Consider the following 17,123-nt stretch of genomic DNA (forward strand, 5'->3'; position numbering starts at 1 on the left):
CGCCGGGGGCAACCACGATCGTGGGTCGGAGCGCGGCGTGCCGTGGCGGTGGACGGATGCGCACAAGCATGGACATGGGCTGGCCTCAGCCCGGGTCCGGAGCGACCTGGTTCAGGCGCAGGGTCTCGGCCATGATCCGGCTGAACAAAGGCGCCGCTACCAGGCCGCCGAAGAAGCCGTGCCGGCGCGGGTTGTCCACCACCACCACGATCACGTAGCGCGGCGCGGCAGCCGGGGCGAAACCGGCGAACACCGCCCGGTAGGAGTGCGCCAGGTAGCCCTGGACTCCGGCACCGGTCTTGCGCGCCGTGCCGCTCTTGCCGCCCACCTGGTAACCCGCGACCCGCGCCCGGTAGATGCCCCGTGGCCCCTCGACCACCTGCACCAGCATGTCCCGCACGCGGTTGGCCACCTCCGGCGCCATGGCCTGCACGCCCTTGGGCGGCGCCGATAGCCGCAGCAGCGACAAGGGCAGGCGGACGCCACCGTTGGCCAGGGTGGCGTAGGCCCTGGCCAGTTGCACCGCGCTGACCGAGAGGCCGTAGCCGTAGGCGAGGGTAGCGGTTTCGCTCGGGCGCCAGGTTGCCCGGTTGGGCAGCACGCCGAGCCGTTCGCCGGGAAATTCAAGGCCCGTTGCCTGGCCCAGGCCGACCCGTTGCAGCAGGTCATGGATGCGTGGCGCGCCGATGTCGAAGGCCACCTTGCTGATCGCCACGTTGCTCGAACGCACCAGGATGCCGGTCAGGTCCAGGGTCTGGCCGGCGGTCCTGGAGGCATCGCGGATGGTGTAGCGGCCGACCTTCAGGGTGCCGGTGTCGACGTGCACGCTGTCGCCGGGTTTCCAGCGCCCGCTTTCCAGGGCCGCCGCCACCGAGAACGGCTTGATAGTCGAGGCTGGCTCGAACACGTCCACCACGGCGCGGTTGCGCATCATTGCCGGGCTCAGTTGTGCGCGGTTGTTGGGGTTGTAGCTGGGCTGGTTGGCCAGGGCGAGGATTTCTCCGGTCTTGACGTCTAGGATCACCACGCTGCCGGCATCGGCACCGTTGTCCTCGATGCCTTGGTGCAGCTCGCGATGGGCGACGTACTGCAAGCGCAGGTCCAGGGACAGCGCCAGGTGCTGGCCGGGTCGGGCCGGGCGGGACACGCCCAGGTCCTGGATCAACTGCCCACGCCGATCCTTCAGCACCCGTTGCAAGCCATCGTGCCCGCGCAGCAGTGGGTCATAGGCGAGCTCGATGCCCTCGCTGCCGCGGTTGTCGATATCGGTGAAACCCACCGCATGGGCCGCCGTCGCCCCGGCCGGGTAGAAGCGCCGCGACTCTTGCACGGCGTGCACACCGTCGATCTCGAGCGCTTGCACTTGCTGCAGCATGCGTTCGGCGACTTGCGGTGCCAGGCGCCGATGCAGGTAGAGAAACGCCTTGTGGCGATTGCCCAGCAGCAAGGCCTCCAGGCGGGCTGGCGGGATTTCCAGGGCCTGGGCCAGGGCCGGCCAATGCGGGCGTTGTTCGAGCAACTGCCGGGGGTTGGCCCACAGGGTGGTGACCGGGGTGCTCACCGACAGCGGCTGGCCGTTGCGGTCGGTGATCAGCCCCCGGTACGCGGGCAGGCCGAGGTGCCGCAGGCTGCGGGCATCGCCCTGCTTGATCAGGAAGGCCTTGTCGGTCACTTGCAGCTGGATGATCCGTGCGCAGATCGCCAGGGCCATGCCGGCGACGATGGCCACGGCCAGGCTGAAGCGCCAGGGCTGGCGGGTGGTTGATGCTGGAGTCATGGGGCAGTGCTTTGCAGGCCCGCGGCGGGCAGTCGATGGCTTGAAGAGGTCGTACACGGCGGGTCCAGCCGTGGCGTCATTCGGTTAACCAGGCAGGGCTGGGGATGTGCAACAACTTGAGGATCCGGGCATTGAGGCTGCCGGTCAGCGGCAACTCGCAGTCCATCTGGAATAGGAAGATCGCCTGGGCGGTCTGTTCACCCGCCACGCCATCGACCAGGCCCTGGTAGTAGTCCCGTGCGGCCAGCGCCAGTTGCAACTGGCTGATGACCTGCTGGCCGGATGCCGAGCCTGGGGCCTCCTGCATGCAGTGTGGCTCGGGCGCTGAGCAGGGGCCGGCGGTACCTGTGCCTGGCTCCTGGCTCGCCAGCGTTGCCGAGAACGCCCCGGCAGGCACCGCCAGCAGCAGGGCCAAGGCCGCCAGGGCTGCGCCGTGCTTGGCATGCTGTTTCATGTCTAGTCCCCTGGTATCCGCCGTGCCTTTCCTGGTGCCCATCGGGACCGGGTTGCACCGGCTGCGGATATTCCTGTGTCGCTTGAAAAGCCTTATCGCTCAATCGCTTAGTGGGCGATAAAAGGTTATGGGGGGACATTTTAAGAAGGCTAGAATATAGAGCAACGCGCTATATGGGCTATCTGATATGAATCCAGTTGATATCGAAGCGGTGGACCTCAACCTGCTCCGGGTGTTCGTCGCCTTGATCGAGGAGGGCGGGGCCAGTCGGGCCGCCATTCGCCTTGGGGTCACCCAGCCGGCGGTCAGCGCCGCCCTCGGGCGCCTGCGGGACATCTACGGCGATCCGCTGTTCGAGCGCACCGGCCGTGGCCTGCGCCCGACCACCCGGGCCAATGAGCTGGCGCCGCTGATCGGCGAGGCTATCGATCGTTGCCGCCTGGCCCTGAGCCTGTCGGTGGGCGGCCGGGAGACCCGTGGCCGGACCATTACCATCGGCCTTTCCGACGACAGCGAGATCGCCCTCGGGCAACAGATCCTGGCGGCGGTGGAGCAGCGCTTGCCCGGGCTGCGGATCATCTTCCGCCAGACCCACAGCGGCGTGGTGCAGGACATGCTCATGGGCCACAAGGTCGATATCGCCATCAGCGCCGGCGGCTTCTCATCCCAACTGGTGACCCGCACCCGCCTGGGCCGGGGCAACTACCTATGTATCGCCGATGCCCACAACTCGATCCCCCAGAGCGCCGCAGACTACGCGGGGCGCCCGCACCTGCTGGTGTCCTCGGCCGGCTACGTGGGCATCGTCGACGAAGGGCTGAACGCCGCCGGCTACAAGCGCACGGTCAAGGTCTCGACCTCGCACTTTGCCGCCGTGCCGTTCCTGCTGGTGGGCTCCAGCCTGATCACTACCGTGCCGACCCACGCCGCCCGGGCGATGGCGCGGATCACCTCGTTGCAAACCTTTCCCTGTCCCGTGCCGATGCCGTCCTACGAGCTGGAGATCGGCATGCGCGTGGGCAGCAAGCACGATGAAGCGATGCAGGTGGTCAAGGCGCTGATCCTGGATTGCATCAAGGAGCATTTCTTTTTGCAGTGAGAGGGACCTATTTACTCGAACGGATGTTAGAAAGCCGGAGTCAACCAGCTATCAGCGGCTCCACCTTCCAGCTTGGCTTTAATTTGAGTCGATTAGTCGGCGGACATAATCCATTGGAAGTTCAGTCGCTTTGCGTTCCGGTACCTTGATACCCGGAAAGATCTTGGCCACGCCTATGGCCAAGGTCATGCAGTCGTTGGCACCTAAGCTATAGCCTAGGAGCAACGGACCGGCAGACGTCATGTTTCCGGCGATTTGCTCCATCGAGGGACGAGCGAGCGCGAAAGCCCTGTCGTAATCCCCTTGGTTTACGGCGAGAACCAGGCACTGCTCTTGAGCATGCGTATAGCGTTCCTCGGTAAGGTATCCCGAAACATTCGGGATCAGGCCGGTGTAGGTCAACAGGGTTTGCGCCAATGGGGCGCTCGTGGTGTGGCCGATGGTGTAGTAGGTACGGTGCCCGGAGACGGCGGAGCGAGTGCTGAAGGCGAGGAACATATGGCCGGGAACACTAGCTGTTCCCGATGGACGAGCACAGATGAGTATCTCGCGCTCAAGCCCGTCGGCATCTGATTTCACCCGCAGATCCAGTTCCTTGTGTGGACCGGCCTGTGCGGCTGCAGAGGCCAGCAGTGCAAGGACTCCGAGGGTACGGGTCAGTATCGGCTTGAACGGCATAGTAAGAGCTCCGTTAACACCAGGGTAAACAAACACGCTTGCCACCGATTTTGCCCAGTACCATTGGTCGTGGCTGGGGCAGAATCTGGCCCGGATTGTTGAAGACTGAATTTGGCCCACCGAAGACTTGCTGGGGATTGTTGAAAAACGAATTGGGCCCGCCCAGCACCTGATTGGGATTATTGAAGACTGAATTTGGACCACCCCATATCTGACCAGGGTTGCGAGCGAAAGAGTTGTCGCCGCCCCATATCTGGTCGGGGTTGTGAATGACTGAGTTAGGCCCGCCAGCAATCTCCCCGAGGCTTCGTGCTACCCAACCGTTTTTACCAATCAGATCGTTGCTGTCACCAAAGCATCCGCTGCCGCCAATGCCCTCATTGAAGCATTTTGTAAGCTCGCGCATGGTGAGGCGGCTAGCCATGCAGCCAGCAGCGGAATACGGTTCACCGCCTGTGGCGGCGACGCACTGAACTGCTATTTGCTGTTCGGGATTGAGATTCAAGGCCATCAGGTTGGTACCGGCACAGACTGCGGTAGCCGTGGGATCACCACCACTTTCGGCGGCGCAACGTATGGCGATTTGTTGTTCGCGACTGAGATTCTTGGTCACTAGGTCGCCAGCTGCGCAAGCGGCAAAGGCACTGGTATCGCCCTCTGAGTCATGGGCGCACTTAAGCACGGCCTTTTGATCATTCGACAGGTTCTTCCCGGCAAAAGCGTTGCCAGCGCAGCTGAAAAAGTCGTTGGTGTCGCCTTTTGACTGCATGGCGCACTGAGCGACGACTCGCTGGTCCTCTGACGCTTTGATCGACAACTGGCCGGCGGCGCAAGAGGCAAATGCGCTACTGTCTTTTGACTCTACAGCGCATCGCAGGACCGCCTGCTCCGACTGCCCCATGACACTTGGCGCAGCGCAGTTGGCAAAAGACTCGGGATCGCCGGCAGTCGTGCCGCATTGAATGATGGCTCGCTGCTCGGAACTAAGCTCAATGGCAGGTATCGTCAGGCCCGTACAACTGATGAAAGCTTCTGGGTTGCCCTTGGCACTGAGGGAACACTGGACAGCTTTGCGTTGGTTCTCGGGGAGAGTGAGCCCGAAGTTTGGTGCGGCGCATTTGCTGAAGTCCAGAGCAGTGCGATTGCTGACGGCGCAGTCCAGAAGTGCCTGGTCGCGCTGGGGCAAGATGATTTTCTGACCTGCACAACCTGCGAAGCGACTAACGTCAGCACCTACTAGTCTTGCGCATTCCCTGGCCAGGCGCATTGGTTCACTCTGAAGCGCTGCCGGTAAGCCAAACTGTTGTTGTCCTGGAACTGGGCCTGACCAAGCGTCGAGCCCCATCTGTGGAAGCAGGGTGCAGGGCATGGGGCCCATCGGCCCCTGGCAGACGGGAGATCGTCCGAACGGGGTATTTACATTGCCGACGACATTTAGCTGTTGCAGATTTGGCGCCGCTGGTGGAGCTAGATTCATCGATTGTTGAAGAATGAAGACCTTCACCTGGGTACATGGTCCTGGTCCAAGCGGGCCAGCACAGATCGGCCCCATAGGTGTAGTGGTCAGAACTGGCAGAAGGATGGTGTTCTCGGCTTCGCTGGCCATGGCGATCCACATCGCTACGTCATAGCACGGACCTGGACCTAAAGGGCCGGAGCAGATTGGTCCTACTTGTGGATGGAAGTTTATTGGGGGCGCCATATGAATCATGGCCGCACGCTGCTGTAGTCCGATGTAGCGATTCACTGACTCACACATCGCCGGGCCGACCGGACCTTCACACATCGGCCCGAAGGTAGGGTCATTGCCGACCTGCATGCCAATCGGTTTCATGCCGTAATAGCCTGGTGTCACTGGACTGGGTACGGGACCGGGAATGAATACAGGCGGGCCGCCCTGCGCTATTGAAGCGAAGAACAAAAGGATGAGCAGGACACCCATTGGTAGCGCAAACTTCTTACGCCCTTGAGCACCCTGTACTAGGTGGGGCGCATAACAATCCTTGTCCATGGGTAGCTCCTTGTTCGGTCTTATCTCGTACTGGAAATACGAGATAACGCGAGGAGAAAGGGACATGGCTTCTGGCCATATCGTGCAGCTTAGCAGCGCATCCAGGGACTGCTGACTTTCTACAAGTCTCTTTTGTAGAGGGCGACCTTGGACCAGAGTCCAATCCTGAGGACTGTCCCTGATGGCCAGGTTGGATTCGCTAAAAACGACTAGGCTTCGAGCAAAAACGAGCAAGGGCTCGTCACACGCTGCCACCCTTCATTCGGGGCAGGCATTGCATGTACCGCAAGGAGCCACCAATGACCGCTTTATCCTGGACCCAGGTCCGTGAAATGCCCGGCGAATCACTGGAGTTCGGCGCCGCCCATGTGCGTTGTGCCTGGCGTCGCCACACCCTGGCGGCGCACAAGTTCGCCAGCCTGGAGCATGCTTTCGTCAGCAGCCCCCACGCGCTGCCGAGGCTCTTGCAGGACGTGGGCGGCAACCCCAATGCCCGCCAGCACGAGGAGCGTGGAACAGCGGTGTTTGCTGCGGTGTGGTACCCGACAGGGCAGTGGGCGATCTTGTGCGACGCGACCCGCGCCACCCTGGTGCCTCGCGCCGCAGTCGAGGCACTTGCGGCCTGCGGGCAACGCGATGACCGTGTTACCGAAGCGCTGCGGGTGCTTTTTGCGGCAGCGCCGGCGAGTCTTTTGCGGACGCTGGACGAGGCTTTTTATCGTTTGAATATCGCGCGACCTACTGCCTGAAAGTTGCATCTGCCTGCCGATCAACTCGGTTAAATCGCACGTTGTTTCAAACACCGAAGTTGAAAGCGATGGATATTCTTGGCCGGTTGCCTGAATAGCGTTGCACCGAATGCAAAAGCCATGAGGGAAACATCAGGAAGGTGCCACTTTCCGGAACTTGGGTGATGCCAAAGCCCGCAGCCAAACAGTCCTTGATGCGCATGCGCAGTGCCGGGTTATAAGTCGAGGCGATCATGCCCCTGGGGTCGATGAATTCGATATCGCCTCCCACCTGCAGTTGCTCTTCGCGCCCGCCGGTATCGACCCAATAGACCCCGGACCAGAATGCCCCGGGGTGCCCATGCAGTGCATTGGCATGGCCGGCTTGATTGACGTTGACCCAGGCGTTGATCTTCCACTCGAAGTTGGGTTCGACCAGGCCGTATTGTTCGCTGTGCACCGCAGTGAGTTGGCTGGCGAAGTCCTTGGCGAATTGCACCAGGGATTCGCAAGTCGTGCCTCCCCAGAGGTTGAAATCGCTCGCCGATTGCCAGCCGCCGTCGTTGCTGTGCTGCGCGCCGCGCAGGTCCTGGGCCATGCGGCTGTCGATCAGGGCCTTGAGTTGCACATTCAGCGCTTGGGCATCGGGGTGGCGCAGGCTCGCTACCGGCGTGGCGAACAGATGGCGGATATTGATCAGTTGCGGGTCCACGAGGGTGTTGGCAAGAGGCATGTAAATTCCATTTAAAGTACCAGGATGGCTCTGGCTAGTTGCAGGTCCGAGAGTTGCGAGTCTCCCGTTACTTGGCGAATCCTGGCAAATGCCGCTTCAATGCGGACCCCGCGAATATCGCCGTCACTGGCAACGAATGCCGCTGCATCGTCCTTGGCGGCCAGCACGATCTTGTCGTCCTTGAACGAGCCGCTAGTGCCTTTGGACGCACTCATGGTGAGACTGACCGAAATATCGGTGGTCATGACGAAACTGGTGGCGTGGGCATGCATGCTCATCAGGCCGCAAACAACACATAACAGGTGGGGAAAGTTTGGCCGTTTCATTGGATCTACGAAGGTTAAGTTGGGGTTAAATTCGGGGGTGAACCCTACCAACGGGTAACCTTCGGCAACCTCAGGGCTTTTGCTAAAGATTGTTAAAAAGTGCGATGGGCGGGTCTTTTTTAAACTTTGCAGGCAACTTTCAAGTTGCCCTCAACAGCCAGAAATTGATTATCGGAAACCGCCGCAGCGGCGCGGCGAATTAAGTGCCGGATCGCCTATTTTCAGCGCTGTTGGCTGGGTTTTCGCCGCCGCCTCTGCTGGTAGAGCAGCGGCGGGGTGCGGTAGCGGTTTCAGTCGGGGTAGGGGCTATGGCCTGGCGCCCAAGCGCTGCACCTCGGGGAACAGCTGGCCCAGGGTGCGATGGGCCTGGGCCGCCTCCAGGTAGGCGTAGAGCAGGTCGGTCAGGTCTTCGAAGCCCAGGCGTCGGCCGTCGAGCATGGGATTGCACAGCCACAGGCGGACCCGCATGCCCGCCGCCACGCTCCGGGCGTTGGGCGCGGCCACGGCCTTGAAGCCGGCCGGGGCCAGCTCTGGCGCGCGCTGGCCGGCGCTCACCGAGAACACCACGGCCAGGCTCAGGTAGCGCTGCTCCAGTTCGAAGGCATCGAAACAGGTCCAGGGCGTGGGTTCGGTGGCGTTGGCGAACTGCAGGCTGTCGGCGCTCAGTGCCAGCACCCGCTGGCCGTGGCGTCGGCGCAGGGCCTCGGCCCCCATCAGGCCGGCGAGCCCAGCGCCGAGCAGCAGCGCGCCAGGCACCCAGAACAACAGCTGGGCCGAGTGCAACTGCCAGGCCGTGGGCAGGCTGGCCAACCAGCCGCCGATGGCCAGCAACAGCACCGAGAGCAGGGCCAGCAGGGCCGCCTGGCCCAGGCAGCGCTCATGAATCTCGCACTGGCCCTGGGGGCCGTCGGCGGCCGCTTGCAGTTGTTCCAGCAGCGCTTCCTTGCCGGCGTTATCCACGGCCTTGCAGCTCATCCAGTTGCTGCTGGGCGTTGGCGGCCTGGCAGTAGGCGTCCAGCAGGGCCGAGATGTCATCGACGCTGAGTTTTTGCCCGGCGCGCATCAGGCCGGCGGAGTGGATGCGGATCTGCGGTTGCGGGTCGCGCAGGGCCACTGCCTGGTTGCCGAACAGCTGGCGCACCGGGCGATGGCTGGGCAGCGGGGCGTCGGCGCGCAAGGTCAGTTGTTGCAGGGTTTGCAGCAGCTCGTCCTTGACCTGGATGTCCACCACGTCGGTGAGGTTGACTGGCGCGCTCAACGGCTCGGCGAACAACTGGCGCCGGGTCAGGCGCATGAAGACCTGCTGGCCGGCGTTGCGGTGCTGCCAGCTGACCACGGCGAACAGCAGGGTCAGGAACAGGCCGCAGAGCAGCAGGCCGGTCTTGCCCTGGTGCAGGCCCAGGGCCAGGGCGCCGAGGGACGCGAGGGTCAGCAACGGGCCGAACACCTGGTAGCGGCGGGTGTTGGTGAACTCGCTCTGCTCAGGCACGCGCTCGATCACCTGTTGCAGCTCGGCGATCACTCGCTGGCGCTGGGCGGCCTGGGGATGCTCGGCCATGGGCGGGAGGGCGGAATCGGGGTGTTGGGCATCGGTCATGGGGGAGCCTTGGATCAGGGGAGGGAACAAGCACGGGCGGCGCGGGGGCGCTCGCCCGCGTGAGGGTCATTGCGCCTTGAGGTAGTCGTTGAGGAAGGCCTGGGCATTGCCATAGCTGGACAGGTTGTCGTCATAACCCACCTTCAGCGGCTTGGCCTGGCCCGGCAGGTGCAGCTCGCCATAGCCTTCCTGGAGCACCAGCACCACGAACTTCTGGCCGTCGACCTGGGTGAAATAGCGCGTGTCGCGGGAGGTCTGTTCCACGTTCATCTTCTGGATGCGCATGTTCCAGTCGTGGTCGGCGTCTTCCACCTGCACCAGCGCCTGGTTGGCGCTGCGCTCGCCGATGCGCAGGGTCCAGACCTTCACCCCGTGCGGGCCGTTGTAGGCCACCATCTTGTCCGCCACCTGCGGGCGTTCCTCGGCCTGGGCCATCCCGGCCATCCCGGCCACCAGGGCCAACGCCATGGCCCATGCGGCCGTCCATCGGCTATACAAGTGCATCCTTCACGCTCCTGAGAAATTGAAAAGGGGCAGCTATTGAAGTCGGCGCTGGCCGCGCTGCCAAGCACTATGACCGTCGCGCACACTAAAAATGCCGTCGCTCACAAGTGGCGATGGACAAAGTGTGAGTGGGTTACCATTGGCCACCGCACGCCAGGCAGTCATGGACACGCTTTACCGATGGAATGCTGGAACCCCTATCTCGACACCCAATTTCGCTTCGACCGGCCCGGCGCCCTGGCCCGTGCCGGGGTCTTCGATCCCACTGCCCGCCGAGTGATGGGCAGCGCCATCGGCCACTACCGCGCCCGCACCGTGCGCGCCCATGTGCAGTACTTCGACTGCAACCTGCAATTTCCCGAGCCGCTGCGCATCCACAAGGTGCTGCCCGACAGCCTGTGCATCGTCCAGGTGCTCGACGGCCAGTGGCGGCACCGGGTCGATGGCCAGCTCAACCACTACACCCCCGGTGCGCCCCACGCCCTGGGTCTGAGCGAGACCATGGAAGCGGTGGACCAACTGCCCGCCGGCAGCCACGCCTGCCTCTCCGGGCTGCGTATCGCCGGGCATTACCTGCGCGAACTGGCCGAGGAAGACTCCAGCCTGCAACCCTTGCTCGGCCTGCTGGACGACGGCATGTGCTTCAGCGAATTCCAGCGCTGCCAGGCCCTGGGCAACCTGCTGCGACGGCTATACCAGTCGCCGTACCAGGGCGCCCTGGAGCGCCTGCACCAGGAGAGCCTGAGCCTGGCGGTGCTGGTGGAGCTGGCGGCGCACCTGCAAGGCCAGCGCCCCGGGCCACCGCCAACGGTACGTGGTCGCCTGGACCTGGCCCACGAAGCCCGGCGCCTGCTCGACGCCCAGCTGATCGAGCCGCCCGGCAGCCAGGCCCTGGCCCAGCAACTGGGCGTGGGGGAAACCACCCTGCGCCGGGCCTTCGCCCAGGTCTTCGGCCAGTCGATGCTGCAGTACCTGCGCCAGCAGCGCATGGAACTGGCCCGCACCCTGTTGCGCCAGGGCAAATGGCAAGTGGCGCAGATTGCCTATCGCCTGGGCTACGCCAACCCCGCCAATTTCAACCACGCCTATAAAGCCCACTTCGGCCACCCGCCAGGGGTGGAACGCGGCAAGCCCTAGCCTCTTGAGGATGATGAACCATGAGCACATTGACTGCGCTGATCGCTGAAGCCAAGGCTGGCCTCTCTGTGCAGCAGAACATTCCCCAGGCTGCCTGGGAGGCCATCGCCCGGCAGTGTGGCGAGGCGGAAATCGTCGAGATCGAGGCGCGCATCGCCACGCTGACCGCCCAGCGCGAAGCGGTGGAGGAGTGGGATGGCGACACCCTGGATGACCTGTATTTCGCCATCGCCAACTTCACCCGCTTGTTGGCACTGGCCGTGGCCCATGGGCGTGGAGAGTGAGGGGGGCGGTTGACCGCGCAACGGATTAGTTCAAGGACAGCCTGAGTGAGCGCCACACTTTGGCTGACGCATCCCTGGCGCCCGAGCCCACTCAGACAAAGTCCGCAGGCTCGAAGCGCTCGCTGGTATCCATGCGCACAAAGCGCAGGCCCAGCGTTTGCAGATGGGCCTCATACAACCCCTGGGCGCAATAGCTGATCAGCAAGCTGCGGCGGCGCGCGCCGCCGGGGTTCAGGCTGGCCCCATGCACCAGATCGGCATCGAACAGCAGAATGTCTCCCGCAGCGCCCGAGAGCTGCACCGCATGGCACTCATCGCTGAAATCAAAGGGCGCCAAAAGCTCCCCCGGGCGGTGACTGCCGGGCACGATGCGCGTCGCGCCATTGGCCGGTCCATAGTCATCGAGATAGACCAGGGCAATGGCCCGATCCCCGAGGCGCTGCTCCGACAGATCCCGATGCAGCGCCTGATGACCGCCTCCCGGCAACGGCTCGCGGCCCTCCACCTGAGCCAGAAAAAAACGCTCCCCAATCAACTCGCCGGCCACCGCCAGCACCGCTGGCAACCGACAGACCGCCTGCACCCGCGCATCCAGATCCACCAGCGCATGACGCCAGTCCGGCCCCCGAGGCACCGGCCATTGCTCAGGCGCAATCACCCCCGCCTCGAACGTGGCCCGCAGCTCAGCCAGCCAATCGGCGGGCACTGCTTGGCGCAGCAACTGGTAACCGTTTTGATGGAGTTGTTCGCGGTCGATCATGAGGGGGCAGATGTCCTTATCCGTGGTGGGGGAGAGCATAACGGCTCGCTAATCCGAGCAACATAACCGGCTACGGTTTAGCGGTTGCCGGACCCTGAGCAGAGCGCCTAGCCTGCTGCGGTCGCTGCAAAATCAGCGACCGGGCCTGAGAACCCGGTAAGATGCAGGCGCACAAGCGCCCGCCCACGATGCTGGCGCATTTTTGTGCCCGTCTATTCGTGTTATGGCGGCTGTGCGTGGGAGACCTTCGGGTCTGCCGGGTTCCTGTATCTCCGGTTTCTCAGCCCGCGCACAGCTGCCACCCATTCGCCTGAGAACGAACGCGGCAGCTCTCATTACCGATATGGGAGTTTCAATCATGTACGCCCGTAATCTATCTGGACCTTCCTTTCGTAATACCCGTCTCCGGGCTGTTGTAGGAGGTGTCCGATGAGCACTTCCACCACAGTCAAGACGTTGGGTTTCGTTACCTTTGGCAGTTGTGCCGATCCTGAATTAACGCTGTTTCGCGTAAACGCTGATGTGCCTTTGGAGCAGGCGTTGGAGCACGCCTCGACACTCCTGTACTACGCCAAGAAACTTGCGCTGGATGCCGCGATGGAAGAGCAGGGTGAGCGCTATGCTTGGGCTTCGCACTTTTTGGCGGAGATGGGTAAGGCGGTGATAGATGATGTGAGTTTGGGGTTGGGTGGAAGAGCGGCTGAGGGAGGGGCTCTGAGTTAGGGCTACACCGTACTAAGTAGATAGAAGCGCCGCTTATTGTTGGTTGATAAGCGGCGTCTTTGAGATTTGAGGAGGCAGCTTTCGGCCAATAGCGGACGTCTGTTTCCTACCTTTCCTCTTCCAAAAGCTCATTATCCGGCTGTATCTGGCCGTTTGGCAGATTCAGTTTGGCCATCTCGGCAAGGCAGACGGTGATGTAGGCTAGCTCCTGAGTCAGCTCATCTGCCCGCCTGCGCAAGAGTCTCAGGCGCGCCTCAGCGTCCTTTTGCACCCCTTCTGGGGCCTGGGCAAGTTTGGCAAGCTTCCCTACCCACTGATCGATCTTATCGTTCACTTCAACCAGCAATGCCTTACATGCAATTTCCTTCTTGAGAGGGAAAAGCTGGCATTCAAGTAAGCGAATCGCGTCGTAGATCCTGACCACTTCCCTACTGGTTTTTGAATGTACGAAGTTTAAACTTCCCTCATCAAATGCGTGGTGTTCTTGGTTCTGGCCGGCCCAGTTCACCAGATCATTTTTGATCAGATTGAAGTGGACAGGATCGTAAGCGAGCACCGGCTCGAGCAGTGAGAAGGTTCTCTCCAAGCTGACCTGCAGATATACGTTCTTCTTCAGTTGAGACTTACCGAACTGAGCAGTGATAAACACGGCATTTTCCAGGCAGTACTCGATCACAATCGACTCGAACCAAATCCGGCAATAGATCAATGCCTGCCTCACGTCATAAACGCGCAATGCATCGTGCACCTTGCCTTGAAACCCACCGGAGTGGTCGAGCGCCACGATGCCTTTGTTCGTATAACTCAAAACGCAACTTGTATGCTGATCGGCTTGAGGGTGCCGATCAGCGATGATGCAGAAGCGCTCCCAGAACAGACGGTCATGTGTTGTCACGACCATCTGAGTACGCCGAAGGTAACGGTCAGAGAAGAATAGATCGATGATGTTCGACCGATGATCGCTATCGATCGCGTTCACGACGTCATCGAAGACAATCAGTGGGAGCTTATTCTTCTCTGCCATTGCCAGCAGAAGCGAGAGGCCGAGCACACGAAGGTGCCCTTCGCTCAACACCGAGAAAGCATCCTGCACTGTGCCGTTTGCGCCGTTGATCTTGATTCGATAGTTGTCGTTGATCTTCTCGAAGCGGATAGAATCAATACGCTCATGCTCATCGTCATGATCGTTGATGGCTTTGTAGTACTCAGCTGCTTTCGTCTCGATCCCAGTAATACGTGCTTTCTCAAGGTGCAGTTTGTATCCCTGCAGATCTTGATAGAGGTTGCTGTACTCATCCTGCAACTGACGAATGAGGGTATTGAACCGAGCCGTATCGGCATCATCACGTTTTAAACTATTTCGTCGAACAATGAGGCCCGCGATTTTTTTGCCTGCAGTCTCAATCAGTTTTCTGCAGGTGTTTTTGGTACCAAACAGGTCTTTGATTGAATCTTGCTTCTGCTGGAGTAACTCGACCGAACTACCTAGGCGAGAGATCTCCTCCGAAGCTTGCGCAAACACTTCGGCCTTCTGTTCACAAGCCTGTAGGTAGGTCTCAATCTCGGCTGCCTCATCTCTAACAAGCGAGTCAAAGTGACTTAGCACGCATGCCGCACACGCTCCTCGATCGGCAGATGTCTGGAGGTTGGCCAGTTTGCTTTTGAGGTCGTCTAGATGAAGACGACAAGGGATATCCAGCCGGGTGTTCTTTTCGACTCCCACAAGCCCAGCGGCCACCGCTTTAACGACTTGAAGAATCTTCTCGTCATTGCGTTGGTCAGCAGCTCTTAAGCGCTCCAGCCGGCTTAAGGCCTGAAGCTCTCGTTTTGCCTTTTCAAATGGGTTCTCCACGACGAGTTGCAACGGAGTAGAGCATGCTGGACAGGTGCCATTTTCTTCCACTTGGCCCAGGTCTTTAATGGCCAAGTAAACGGCTTCGTAGTTAACATCCTTGGCACTTTTTAAAAAAAGGGCCTCGATCATCGACTTTCGGGCAAGGAGGTAGCGAGCGGTACGTGCTGCGCGCTCGATTCGAACGAAAGAATCAACGACTGGAGCTTCTGCAAGTTTCAATTGTTCAGCCTTGCGGATCTTCAGCTCAATCTCGCTCTTCAGCCGCAAAAATCTAATTCGAACAGCAGATTGCTGATCCGACTGCAGACCGAGCGCCTCGCATACTTGGTCATTGATCTCAGTCATGCTTTTGAAGTGACCCTGGCGTTCGGCAAGAAGGTCTTTTCGGTCTAATTCAACCTGGGTCAACGCTTCGGCCTGGTCTGGCTTCAAGTACTGGGTGAGATTGAAACTCTCCGGTTTCACGAACCGCCCGATGACCTCTTGAAACTCTTCAAGGCCGAAGAGGCTGGCCACTACATCGCTTTCAGCGCTCCCAGTATCCTTAGAGCCGAGCAATGAGAACTCTTGAAGACGGTTGCGATCAATGAAGCACGCTGACCAAGCTAGACTCTTGGTCACGGCTTTTCTGTCCCGGCCCACCAACGACAGCGTCGGCTTTACACTGCCCCTCGCAATATAGGTCTTCACCTTCGTTTTCCGGCGATCTGCCTCTTTGATATGCCCGGTCGTGCCGTACTCAATCGCCTCGCAAAGCGAAGACTTCCCCCCACCATTAGGTGCGTAGAAGATGTTCTTCATTTTGCTAAAACGCAGAAAGCATCCCCTGTCATCCGCACTCAACTCGCCGAAGCCCCTGAAGTTTTTAACCTGCAAATCCAGCAATGGGCTGAGGCCTGAAAGCGCCACCCAGTCCAGTTCCGGCCTAGACTCCAGCCCCCTTTTAAACAGCGCACCAATACGTTGAAAATTAGTATTCAGTAGTTGGTCAGCGTTCGACGCGAGATAGGACTTGATGTGGTCTGAATAGCGTCCGCGATCCTGGCTCGCCTTGGCTATGCACCAGAGAAGGGCCAGATAACCATCTGATTTACCACTCAAGTGGCTTCTGGCAAAGCTCAATAGATATTGACTCATTCGCATGCCCTCCCTGAAGTATCTTCAGCCTAGCCTGAGCGGGGCATCTCGCCATCAGGCAGGTATCTGCAGTAACTCAGCTCAGCAATCCTACCGGCCGCTTTTGGCCGATAGCTGCCGTTTCCCCCTCAAAACGTCGGCGGCGTGATCACCCACAACACCACCTCATCTTCCGTCCCAGGGTTCCCATACTTATGCGGTTCCTGGCTGGAGAAATTAAAGCTGTCCCCCTAGCTCAGCTGAAAATACCGTTCCCCCACCCACAGCTCAAAGCCCCCCAGCAGAACATAGCCGGAGTCTTCCGGCATCATGGCTGTAACTTGTAGTGTTTCGATGGGCTGGTTACCCTCCCGAATGCGGCGGCCGGAGCGTGGTGAACGTGCCCGTTAGGCTAAATGGACGAGTTCCTCTGTTTGAAGTTTTCAAATACGAAGATCGTTTTTCAGCATGGAGAGAATGAAGTACTGAGCAGGTTGGAAGCGGTCATTCTGTCTTTTACCAACGTATGGGCGATTCAGCATTAGTTTTAATCATAATGAAGATACAAAGGACGTTCCCAGTGGAAAAATCATCCATTAAGAGCTTTTTGGCTCTTGCTTCTGTCTTTTTAGCTGCATTCGCAAGTGCGAATGAAAGTGATCTAAAAATATCCGCCGAAAGCGAGATGCTGTACTTCAAAGCGCTGCCTTACCTAGAAAAAATCGATGAATTACAAAACGATATGTTCACTTTTCGAAAGCAGTTAGCGGTCAGTGAAAAGGTTCCCGACCAAAAAAAAGAACAATATAGAGACGAAATGCTTCGGCTTGTAAATGAAGGAGTACCTTTGCTCAAGCGTTCTGCTGAGGAAGGCAACCCAGCAGCGCAGTACCGTCTAGCGCTAATGTTGTCGACATTTGAATCTCGCGATCAAGTCGCTGAAAAGGTCTGCACTCTCCTAAAATCCAGTTTCAGTAACGGATTTACTCCAGCGGGTTTGCAGATGCTTTTCTATTGCTTCGATGAGGTTAAAACACCTGGGTATCGGTCACTTGTCGACGCGTTGCCTAATGATGAAACCCTGTATAGCAGGTACTACCCCCAGCCAACGATGATGCCGAGTTGCGATAGAAATAGCCGCTCTGACAGCAAACCAATCGTGTTGCTCGACGAAAAAAGTTTTCGCGCCAACCTTTATATGAGTATGGCGACTCAAATGTTGACGCAAAACCTTAAGCAAGAGCAGGTGCGGTTTCTCAATAAAGCCGCCGAGCATGGATGCACCAGGGCAATAGAAAGGCTGAAGCTCAGCAGCGCCACTAATGAAACTCACCCGTAACT

17 protein-coding genes and 1 pseudogene are annotated in these 17,123 nt (G+C 59.9%); 6 read left to right on the plus strand and 12 right to left on the minus strand.

The window, feature by feature from the left end; genetic code table 11:
- Positions 1–85: 85 nt before the first annotated feature.
- Both GDH07_RS11340 and GDH07_RS11345 read right to left on the minus strand, forming a co-directional pair.
- Positions 86–1,777, minus strand: coding sequence for a peptidoglycan D,D-transpeptidase FtsI family protein (locus GDH07_RS11340; RefSeq protein WP_152897585.1), 1,692 nt, complete (start codon positions 1,775–1,777; stop codon positions 86–88).
- 76 nt (positions 1,778–1,853) lie between these two features.
- On the minus strand, positions 1,854–2,231 hold the full coding sequence (locus GDH07_RS11345) for a peptidoglycan-binding domain-containing protein (RefSeq protein ID WP_178124044.1): 378 nt from the start codon (positions 2,229–2,231) through the stop codon (positions 1,854–1,856).
- Positions 2,232–2,418: 187 nt separating this feature from the next.
- Here GDH07_RS11345 and GDH07_RS11350 point away from each other — a divergent pair, with 187 nt between their 5' ends.
- Entirely contained in the window at positions 2,419–3,330 is a 912-nt protein-coding gene (locus tag GDH07_RS11350; RefSeq protein ID WP_022639884.1) for a LysR family transcriptional regulator, read from the plus strand.
- Between the two features lie 78 nt (positions 3,331–3,408).
- Here the strand turns inward: GDH07_RS11350 and GDH07_RS11355 are convergent, their stop codons facing one another.
- Together GDH07_RS11355 and GDH07_RS11360 are read right to left on the minus strand one after the other, a co-directional pair.
- On the minus strand, positions 3,409–4,008 hold the full coding sequence (locus GDH07_RS11355) for a hypothetical protein (protein WP_152897587.1): 600 nt from the start codon (positions 4,006–4,008) through the stop codon (positions 3,409–3,411).
- Positions 4,009–4,021: 13 nt separating this feature from the next.
- On the minus strand, positions 4,022–6,085 hold the full coding sequence (locus GDH07_RS11360) for a hypothetical protein (RefSeq protein WP_152897588.1): 2,064 nt from the start codon (positions 6,083–6,085) through the stop codon (positions 4,022–4,024).
- A gap of 233 nt (positions 6,086–6,318) precedes the next feature.
- Between GDH07_RS11360 and GDH07_RS11365 the strand changes: the two genes are divergently transcribed.
- Positions 6,319–6,768, plus strand: a complete 450-nt coding sequence (locus GDH07_RS11365) for a hypothetical protein (protein ID WP_152897589.1) — start codon at positions 6,319–6,321, stop codon at positions 6,766–6,768.
- Between the two features lie 46 nt (positions 6,769–6,814).
- On the opposite strand, the gene GDH07_RS11370 is transcribed toward GDH07_RS11365, so the two are convergent.
- From GDH07_RS11370 to GDH07_RS11390, 5 genes are all read right to left on the minus strand, one after another.
- Positions 6,815–7,480, minus strand: coding sequence for a TIGR02466 family protein (locus GDH07_RS11370; RefSeq protein WP_152897590.1), 666 nt, complete (start codon positions 7,478–7,480; stop codon positions 6,815–6,817).
- A gap of 11 nt (positions 7,481–7,491) precedes the next feature.
- Positions 7,492–7,806: a DUF2388 domain-containing protein gene (locus tag GDH07_RS11375; protein WP_068583930.1), complete on the minus strand. Its 315-nt coding sequence runs from the start codon at positions 7,804–7,806 to the stop codon at positions 7,492–7,494.
- Between the two features lie 306 nt (positions 7,807–8,112).
- The gene (locus GDH07_RS11380) at positions 8,113–8,781 is read right to left on the minus strand and encodes a hypothetical protein (protein WP_178124045.1); all 669 of its coding nucleotides are present in this window, start codon (positions 8,779–8,781) and stop codon (positions 8,113–8,115) included.
- A complete protein-coding gene (locus GDH07_RS11385; RefSeq protein ID WP_053130527.1) occupies positions 8,759–9,403 on the minus strand; it encodes a hypothetical protein in 645 nt (214 codons plus the stop codon). The genes GDH07_RS11380 and GDH07_RS11385 overlap by 23 nt, the downstream gene beginning before the upstream one ends.
- Before the next feature lie 66 nt (positions 9,404–9,469).
- A complete protein-coding gene (locus GDH07_RS11390; RefSeq protein WP_124346641.1) occupies positions 9,470–9,907 on the minus strand; it encodes a hypothetical protein in 438 nt (145 codons plus the stop codon).
- A 180-nt stretch (positions 9,908–10,087) separates the two neighbouring features.
- Here GDH07_RS11390 and GDH07_RS11395 point away from each other — a divergent pair, with 180 nt between their 5' ends.
- The gene (locus tag GDH07_RS11395; RefSeq protein ID WP_152897592.1) at positions 10,088–11,044 is read left to right on the plus strand and encodes a helix-turn-helix transcriptional regulator; all 957 of its coding nucleotides are present in this window, start codon (positions 10,088–10,090) and stop codon (positions 11,042–11,044) included.
- A gap of 20 nt (positions 11,045–11,064) precedes the next feature.
- The gene (locus GDH07_RS11400) at positions 11,065–11,328 is read left to right on the plus strand and encodes a hypothetical protein (RefSeq protein WP_152897593.1); all 264 of its coding nucleotides are present in this window, start codon (positions 11,065–11,067) and stop codon (positions 11,326–11,328) included.
- Positions 11,329–11,419: 91 nt separating this feature from the next.
- On the opposite strand, the gene GDH07_RS11405 is transcribed toward GDH07_RS11400, so the two are convergent.
- Positions 11,420–12,088, minus strand: coding sequence for a phytanoyl-CoA dioxygenase family protein (locus GDH07_RS11405; RefSeq protein ID WP_152897594.1), 669 nt, complete (start codon positions 12,086–12,088; stop codon positions 11,420–11,422).
- Positions 12,089–12,517: 429 nt separating this feature from the next.
- Between GDH07_RS11405 and GDH07_RS11410 the strand changes: the two genes are divergently transcribed.
- A complete protein-coding gene (locus GDH07_RS11410; protein ID WP_068583912.1) occupies positions 12,518–12,811 on the plus strand; it encodes a DUF3077 domain-containing protein in 294 nt (97 codons plus the stop codon).
- Positions 12,812–12,917: 106 nt separating this feature from the next.
- Here GDH07_RS11410 and GDH07_RS11415 read toward each other — a convergent pair whose 3' ends face one another.
- Both GDH07_RS11415 and GDH07_RS11420 read right to left on the minus strand, forming a co-directional pair.
- Entirely contained in the window at positions 12,918–15,803 is a 2,886-nt protein-coding gene (locus GDH07_RS11415; protein WP_152897595.1) for an AAA family ATPase, read from the minus strand.
- Positions 15,804–15,931: 128 nt separating this feature from the next.
- A pseudogene (locus GDH07_RS11420) lies at positions 15,932–16,127 on the minus strand (cupin domain-containing protein); the annotation flags it as partial.
- 235 nt (positions 16,128–16,362) lie between these two features.
- On the opposite strand from GDH07_RS11420, the gene GDH07_RS11425 reads away from it, so the two are divergent.
- The gene (locus tag GDH07_RS11425; protein ID WP_343038216.1) at positions 16,363–17,121 is read left to right on the plus strand and encodes a hypothetical protein; all 759 of its coding nucleotides are present in this window, start codon (positions 16,363–16,365) and stop codon (positions 17,119–17,121) included.
- The last annotated feature ends 2 nt before the right edge of the window (positions 17,122–17,123 follow it).

Origin of the sequence: Pseudomonas piscis (assembly GCF_009380155.1) — a bacterium.
Lineage (GTDB): Bacteria > Pseudomonadota > Gammaproteobacteria > Pseudomonadales > Pseudomonadaceae > Aquipseudomonas > Aquipseudomonas piscis.